Source organism: Neisseria sp. (assembly GCF_041804105.1).
Classification (GTDB): Bacteria; Pseudomonadota; Gammaproteobacteria; order Burkholderiales; family Neisseriaceae; genus Neisseria.
Genome location: NZ_JBHCJY010000050.1, coordinates 1 through 6,140, shown reverse-complemented (window position 1 = coordinate 6,140; position 6,140 = coordinate 1). Strand labels below are relative to the sequence as shown.

At 57.2% G+C, this 6,140-nt stretch carries 7 protein-coding genes; all 7 read left to right on the top strand.

Annotated elements, in window-relative coordinates; genetic code table 11:
• Nucleotides 1-1,629 (top strand): ABC transporter ATP-binding protein (locus ACEYDX_RS04775; RefSeq protein ID WP_373740890.1); only part of this gene is annotated, 1,629 nt, incomplete at its 5' end.
• Between the two features lie 239 nt (nucleotides 1,630-1,868).
• The gene (gene rsgA, locus ACEYDX_RS04770; RefSeq protein ID WP_373740889.1) at nucleotides 1,869-2,735 is read left to right on the top strand and encodes a ribosome small subunit-dependent GTPase A; all 867 of its coding nucleotides are present in this window, start codon (nucleotides 1,869-1,871) and stop codon (nucleotides 2,733-2,735) included.
• Nucleotides 2,736-2,988: 253 nt separating this feature from the next.
• The gene (locus ACEYDX_RS04765; RefSeq protein WP_373740888.1) at nucleotides 2,989-3,219 is read left to right on the top strand and encodes an exodeoxyribonuclease VII small subunit; all 231 of its coding nucleotides are present in this window, start codon (nucleotides 2,989-2,991) and stop codon (nucleotides 3,217-3,219) included.
• Entirely contained in the window at nucleotides 3,203-4,099 is an 897-nt protein-coding gene (locus ACEYDX_RS04760; protein ID WP_373740887.1) for a polyprenyl synthetase family protein, read from the top strand. Before ACEYDX_RS04765 ends, ACEYDX_RS04760 begins: the two co-directional genes overlap by 17 nt.
• Nucleotides 4,100-4,168: 69 nt before the next feature.
• A complete protein-coding gene (locus tag ACEYDX_RS04755; RefSeq protein WP_373740886.1) occupies nucleotides 4,169-5,050 on the top strand; it encodes a DnaJ domain-containing protein in 882 nt (293 codons plus the stop codon).
• Nucleotides 5,051-5,330: 280 nt separating this feature from the next.
• Complete coding sequence (ruvA, locus tag ACEYDX_RS04750) at nucleotides 5,331-5,912, top strand: Holliday junction branch migration protein RuvA (protein ID WP_373740891.1); 582 nt, start codon at nucleotides 5,331-5,333, stop codon at nucleotides 5,910-5,912.
• Between the two features lie 74 nt (nucleotides 5,913-5,986).
• Nucleotides 5,987-6,139 (top strand): hypothetical protein, encoded by a 153-nt coding sequence (locus tag ACEYDX_RS04745; RefSeq protein WP_373740885.1) that lies wholly within the window; start codon nucleotides 5,987-5,989, stop codon nucleotides 6,137-6,139.
• Nucleotide 6,140 lies beyond the last annotated feature (1 nt).

Here is a 6,140-nt window from a genome sequence, read left to right as displayed (position 1 = left end):
TACACGCCCGCAACGCTGCTGGCCGAAAAAGGCTGGGCGCTGGCCGCCATGCTGGCGATGATGCTGTTTGCGGTGTTGTGGCAGTTTGCCGCCTCGAATTTGCGCCTGCAAACCCTGCAAGGCGTGTTCCCCATGCGCCTGCGCTGGAATTTCCACCGACTGATGCTGGGGCAGAGCCTGGGGTTTTATCAAGACGAATTCGCCGGCCGCGTATCGGCCAAAGTGATGCAGACCGCGCTGGCGGTGCGCGACGTGGTGATGACCATCGCCGATATGGTGGTGTATGTGGTAGTGTATTTCATTACCTCGGGTGTGATACTGGTGGCGCTGGATTTCTGGCTGCTGCTGCCTTTCGTATTGTGGCTGATTGCGTTCGGCACGGTCATGCGCGTACTGATACCCAAGCTCGGCAAAACGGCGCAACGTCAGGCTGACGCGCGAAGCCTGATGACCGGCCGCATCACCGATGCCTATTCCAACATTACCACCGTCAAACTGTTTTCCCACGGCGCGCGCGAAGCCCGTTATACCAAACAGTCGATGGAAGAATTTATGGTCACCGTACACGCCCAAATGCGGCTGGCCACGTTACTGCACACTTCCAGCGCGTTGGTAAACACGGGGCTGACCGTTTCCACGGCTGCGCTCGGCATTTGGCTGTGGCATACCGGCCAAGTGGGTGTGGGTGCGGTAGCCACCGCCACCGCCATGGCCTTGCGCGTCAACGGTTTGTCACAATTCATCATGTGGGAGTCCGCCCGCCTGTTTGAAAACATCGGCACGGTCAACGACGGCATGGCCACGCTTTCCAAACCGCAAACCATTCTCGACAAACCCGCCGCCCTGCCGTTGGCCGTCAATCACGGCGAAATCCATTTCAGCCACGTCGATTTTTCTTATGAGGCGGGCAAATCCCTGCTCAACGGCTTCAACCTGAAAATCAAAGCGGGCGAAAAAGTCGGCTTAATCGGCCGCAGCGGTGCGGGCAAGTCCACCATCGTGAACCTGCTGCTGCGTTTTTACGAACCGCAAAGCGGCACGATTACCATCGACGGGCAAAACGTCAACGACGTAACCCAAGAATCCCTGCGCGCCCAAATCGGTTTGGTCACGCAGGATACCAGTCTGCTGCACCGCTCCGTGCGCGACAACATCGTTTACGGCCGCCCCGATGCCACCGAAGCCGATATGGTTCAGGCCGCCGAACGCGCCGAAGCCGCCGACTTCATCCCCAACCTTTCCGATGCCAAAGGGCGGCGCGGTTATGATGCCCACGTCGGCGAGCGCGGCGTAAAACTGTCCGGCGGCCAACGCCAGCGCATCGCCATCGCCCGCGTGATGCTCAAAGACGCACCGATTCTGCTGCTCGACGAAGCCACCAGTGCGCTCGATTCCGAAGTCGAAGCCGCCATTCAGGAAAGCCTCGACAAAATGATGGACGGCAAAACCGTGATTGCCATCGCCCACCGCCTCTCCACCATCGCCGCTATGGACAGGCTCATCGTGCTCGACAAAGGCCGCATCGTCGAAGAAGGCACACACGCCCAGCTTTTGGAAAACAACGGCTTATACGCAAAACTGTGGGCGCACCAAAGCGGCGGTTTCCTGCCCGAACACATCGAGCATTGAAACGGCAGATTGGGAGGACAGTTAAAATATCTGCCCTTCGTTTATAGCTACCGTCGAAAAGGCCGTCTGAAATTTTCAGACGGCCTTTCTTGTAAAGAGAAAAAATAAACCCGTTTTCGGGTCGGAGACTATAAATCCCGATATATCCTTTGTTGTATTGACTGGAAAACAAGAAGCCGTTCCCCGTTTCCTGCTACAATCCCGCCCAACAAGTTTTCAGACGGCCTGTTCCCGCAATCATGACCGATACCGCCCAAATCACGGCCAGTTACGGCCGCCGCTATACCGTGTGTACGCCCGAAGGCAAAACCTTCGATGCCACCACCCGCAAAAAGCGGGTGGATTTCGCCTGCGGAGACATCGTGCGCATCAGCCCGATAAACGGCGAACAGGTCGTGATTGAAGATTATCTGCCGCGCCGAAGCCTGCTCTACCGCCAAGACGCTTGGAAAACCAAGCTCATCGCCGCCAATGTGGACAGGCTGTTTATCGTTACCGCCGCCGTACCCAGCCCCAGCGAAGCCTTTGTGCAACGTGCGCTGCTGGCGGCGGAGGCGGCGGGTATCGCAGCCGTGATCGTGCTGAACAAGGCCGATTTGCCCGAAACTGCCGTATGGCGCGAAAAATTTTCGTTTTACGAGACGCTCGGCTGCCGCATTGTCGAAACCTGCGCACTCGATAATGCCGATGTTCTCAAACCCTTGCTGCAAGGACATACCAATATTTTTCTCGGCCAAAGCGGTATGGGCAAATCCACCCTGACCAACGCGCTCTTGGGCAGCGATACCGCCCGCACCGGCGGCATTTCCACCGCCCTGGATTCGGGCAAGCACACCACCACCCATGCACAACTCTATGATTTGGATGCCGAAACCAAGCTCATCGATTCTCCCGGCTTGCAGGAATTCGGCCTGCACCATCTTGAAGCGGCGGATTTGCTCCGGTATTTTCCCGACCTTTGCCATTTGGCCGGACAATGCCGTTTCCACAACTGCACCCACCGAGCCGAACCCGGTTGCGCGGTAAAAGCCGCGGCAGAAAGCGGCGAAGTCAGAACGGAACGGGTGTCGTTTTTGCAGCGGATAACGGATGAACTTTTGAGATAACAGGTGATTTTCGCGCAAGACGTAATGCAGACAAGCTATTGTTTATCCGGGATTTTATACTACTGTTGCTGTCTGAACAGAATCCATGGTCGGCATGTTTTACCATGCCGTGCAGCAGATACCGTCTGTTTTTTAGACGGATGCCTGTCCGCTTGGCAGGCGAGGCATAGCGGTTTGCTTTTCAGACGGCCTTTCCGCCCCGTAAATGCTACAATACGCACCTTGTTCCCATCCCGTTCCGAACGCACAAACCATGAAAAAAACCGCCGCCCCCAAATCCTTTGAAGACGCATTGAAACGCCTCGAAACGCTCACGCAGGCGATGCAGAGCAGCGAAATGCCGCTGGAAGACGCACTGGCCGCCTATCAGGAAGGCAACGAACTGGTCAAATACTGCCAAGCCAAACTGGCCGAAGCCGAACAGAAACTGCAAGTGCTCGACGCGGGCGAAATGAAGGAGCTGAACCTTGACCCAAGCGAATGATTTGAAAGCGTGGCAAACCCGTGCGCAGGCGCAAACCGAATTGCTGCTCGAACGCCTGATGCCGTCTGAAAACGAAATGCCGCACAAACTGCACCAGGCCATGCGCTATGTTACGCTCGGCGGCGGCAAACGCCTGCGTCCGCTGCTGGTGTTGGCGGCGTCCGAATTGGGTGAGGCCGAGCAAACCGCCGTTGAGCAGGCAATGGCCGCCATCGAAATGGTTCACGTCTATTCGCTGGTTCACGACGACATGCCCGCCATGGACAACGACAGCCTGCGGCGCGGCAAACCCACCTGCCATGTGCAGTACGGCGAAGCCACCGCCCTGCTGGTGGGCGATGCCTTACAGACGCAGGCATTCGACATACTCAGCCGCCCGACGGCACTGCCGTCTGAAAGGCAGCTCAAAATGCTGTCCGTGCTGGCCAAAGCAAGCGGCAGTTCGGGCATGGCGGGCGGACAGGCCATCGATTTGAACAACGTCGGCAAGGCGATGAGCCAAACGGAATTGGAACGGATGCACGGCCTGAAAACCGGTGCGCTTATCCGCGCCGCCGTTGCCATGGGCGCACTCGCCTGCCCCGATGTGGACGACGAGGTACTGGCAAGGCTCGACGACTATGCCCGCAAACTCGGTTTGGCGTTCCAAGTCATCGACGACGTGCTCGACTGCGAAGCCGACACCGCCACGCTCGGCAAAACGGCGGGCAAGGATGCGGATAACGACAAACCCACCTATGTCAAACTGATGGGATTGGCCGAAGCGCGGCGTTACGCGGAACAGTTGGTCGAAGCGGCCGTGGAAGCCCTTGCCCCGCTGGGTGAAAAATCCCTGCGCTTGCGGCAGTTGGCGCAATTCGTCACCGCAAGAAAAAACTGAATAAAACCCTTGTAACTCGTGCCCGTTTTTCCGTCTGCCCTTTTCCACGCATTTTCCGCCGTTTCCGCAATGAGCAACCGCACCCATTACGACAACCTCAAAGTAACCCGCAACGCCCCGCCCGAAGTCATCCGTGCGGCATACAAATCGCTGGCTCAGAAATATCATCCAGACCGCAACAAAAACGCAGCCGAGTGCGAGCGGATTATGAAGATCATCAACGCCGCCTACGAAGTATTGTCCGATCCGGCCAAACGGCGGGAATACGACAAAACGCTCGATGCGGGCGGACGTGCCGCATCCGAACCGTCCGGCCGCGGCGGCGGAAAGGAAAAACCGCATTCGCAGCCGTCTTCCGCCTTTACCGACAACCTCAGCGCGGCCGACAAAGCCAAAATCAAAACGGGGCTGTTCTATTTTGCCGCATTCGCCGCCGTATGTGCCGCCGTGTTCCTGATTGCCGCGTACAATACTCCTGAAACCGCGCAGCCGTCCGCCGCCGTTTCAGACGGCCCGGCGCAACCCGAAGTATCGTTAAAAACCAGTCCGCGCCCCGATACGGCGCCCAACGGCGCGGCATGGCCGAAAGCCGCGGGCTATGTGGCGGGCTACCCGAAGCTGCTGCGCAACGGTACCGCCGCCATCGAAATCGACAATTCGCAAAACGCATCCGACATGTTCGTCAAGCTCTACCATGTCCGTCCCGAACGGGCGGTGCGCACATTCTATATCCCCGCGCACGGTAGTTTTACGGTGCGGGAAATCGAAGCGGGCATCTACGACGTGCGCTTCCAGCATTTGGCCACCGGTAAATTCGAGCGTACCGAAACATTTGATTTGAAAGACGAAAACACGCCCGACGGCGGCAAACCGCCGGTCATGGCCATACCGTTGTACCGCACCGCAGGCATGGAAGACGACCTTTCCGAGCTGCCGGCGGAACAGTTTTGATTCAGTTGCCGCAACAAGGCCGTCTGAAAAAACTTCAGCCGCAGAAAAACCGGTAATGTCCGACGGATTTCGGGCGGCGATGGTTCGGCGCTGCCTTCGGATACACCGGTATCTACGCAATCCGGACAGAACCAAATGCAGCAGCCGTTCCGTATTTATCGTATTTATTCAGAACGGATGATTGGATTCAAAACACAGCCTGATTTTTCAGACGGCCTGCTATTTGCCCCGACACAGGCCGTCTGAAAAACCGCCTGAACAACCCACCACAGGATTCCCCATGATCAGCCGCCTGACCGGAAAACTCGTCGAAAAACTTCCGCCGCAAATCGTGATTGACGTGAACGGCGTCGGCTATGAAGTCGACGTTTCCATGCAGACCTTCTACCAACTGCCCGCAATCGGCGAAACCGTGCAGCTTTACACCCAATTGGTCGTGCGCGAAGATGCGCACCTGCTGTTCGGCTTTGCCGCCGCCGCCGAGCGCACCACCTTCCGCCAACTCGTGAAAGTGAGCGGCATCGGTGCCAAAACCGCATTGGGCATTTTATCGGCCATGAACGCCGACGAATTGGCCCAAGCCGTTGCCCAAGAAGACGTGAAACGCCTGTCTTCCGCGCCGGGAATCGGCAAAAAAACCGCCGAACGCATGATTCTCGAACTGCGCGGCAAACTCGCCGCCCCCGTTTCAGACGGCCCGGCCATGCCGTCTGAAACATCCGACGAAACAAACGACATCGTCAGCACGCTATTGGCATTGGGTTACAACGAAAAAGAAGCCAAAGCCGCCGTAAAAAACATTCCCAAAGGCACGGACGTAGGCGAAGGCGTGCGGCTGGCGCTAAAAAACCTTGTCAAATAACCCGGCCGTCGGGCTGTCGGAAATTCCGGTAACGGAATCACCGTAAACCGCAAAGCACGCATTCGGGAGAATTGATGAACATCGTCCCGACAGGTAAAAAACCGGTGCTGTTCGGCGTTTGCATCGATGATAAAGCCGGCAACGGCAAAATCACCGGGCACACCGGTGCGGTAAATACGTTTGAAACTTTTATGGCGGCAGGCATTATCCGTCCGCACAACACTTAGC